The organism is Bartonella sp. AP88XZML, assembly GCF_042195565.1.
Taxonomy (GTDB): domain Bacteria; phylum Pseudomonadota; class Alphaproteobacteria; order Rhizobiales; family Rhizobiaceae; genus Bartonella.
In genome coordinates this window covers 1-1,311 of the sequence record NZ_JBHIOQ010000034.1, presented here as the reverse complement: position 1 = coordinate 1,311, position 1,311 = coordinate 1, and the positions used below count along the sequence as shown (strand labels likewise).

The 1,311-nt window shown below is 40.6% G+C and carries 4 pseudogenes; 1 reads left to right on the top strand and 3 read right to left on the bottom strand.

The features are described from left to right. From ACFIK2_RS04125 to ACFIK2_RS04115, 3 pseudogenes are all read right to left on the bottom strand, one after another. A pseudogene (locus tag ACFIK2_RS04125) lies at nucleotides 1-186 on the bottom strand (integrase); the annotation flags it as partial. 6 nt (nucleotides 187-192) lie between these two features. Then, a pseudogene (locus ACFIK2_RS04120) lies at nucleotides 193-412 on the bottom strand (hypothetical protein). A 119-nt stretch (nucleotides 413-531) separates the two neighbouring features. After that, nucleotides 532-639: pseudogene (locus ACFIK2_RS04115) on the bottom strand (exonuclease); the annotation flags it as partial. Between the two features lie 180 nt (nucleotides 640-819). On the opposite strand from ACFIK2_RS04115, the pseudogene ACFIK2_RS04110 reads away from it, so the two are divergent. After that, a pseudogene (locus ACFIK2_RS04110) lies at nucleotides 820-1,311 on the top strand (hypothetical protein); the annotation flags it as partial.

The following is a 1,311-nucleotide window of genomic DNA, read 5'->3' as shown; positions in this document are numbered from 1 at the left end:
TTTTGATTTAGGAAGTATAAGCCCTTGTAACTCGGCAAGTGCGCTTTTGTAGTTATCAACAAACTCTTGCGTTCCATAGGTTCCGCGGATTCTAATGCGTTTGCCATGACCAATACGTACATACCATATAATTTTACCATGGCGTGTGGCTTCTTTGACAAGATGAGGAGGACGTGGTTTAGGCATGGTATTTTACATCTTAGAGAGTACGGTTTCGTAATATTCATTCTTTGACAAATCTAAAAGTTTGTCTGGATGGCTAACTGAATTTGGTATTGGAATATCGGATTTAAGATAGATAAGCAGTTCACCCGTAGGTTTGATTTCTATGTGTTCACATCCCTTGTTTTTTAGCTTCTCTTAAAGCCCGTGCAATGTCTGCTTGCGTTATAGCAGCTGGACGAGGCGCCATATCTTTTCTCCTTACATTGAGATGCAATTCACGTGTGGCGTGAATCACGCATTACTTGAAAGTGTTAGGAAGGGTGGGGGTGCTCGTAGATATGCGGGGAACAAAACACCCCCATAAGGTTAAGCAGCTTTTGTTGAGAGTTGTTGTATCTCTTGTTCTATCTCTGCTAAAAAGGTTTCAACAGCTTGATTGATCTGTTCAATTTGTTGATCATCACGGAAAAAACGGAAGAAGTCACCATCGCATTCCAAAAACCAGAATGCTTTGATTCAATTGAAAATGCGATTTTGTATCATACAACAAGTGTAGCAAATGAGTTGAGGGTAAAAATGTGGGCCGTTTCCTATGAGGAAGTTGAATGTTCAGAAAACATATGTGATTTTCACTTTAAAAATTCTTTGCTCAACAAAGAGGAAACTTATGGTAAGATAACTTTAGAAGATGGGATAGTATACAAGGCATTTACTTGGAATGAAGAGAGTGAAAGTTCGCTTTTTTTTCAAGGGTACCGATGGAATAATTTATCTCACATGATACAGAAAACTGTCACGCAAGAATTTTCGCCTACTCGTCAAGGAATGATACAATCTAGTGGCAATCTCATCATTAACGCTGATACCATTGATAACCATTATAGCACTATAGAAGCGGGGGGAAATGCCGATATCCACGCTGGTGTGCTGACCAATTTGGGGGCAACGGGCAACATTATCACACAATCGGACAAAGAGACCACAATCACTGCTTCTCATCTGCTTTCCGGTCAAGATATCAATGTGAGCGGAGAAAATGTGACGATTGATGGCATGACAGATCATCATAAAAGCCATTCAGAGGAGCATGAAACAGGTTTTGGTGTGGGATCAGGCAAGGGCTTTGTGTCGATATACGGGAGTGAG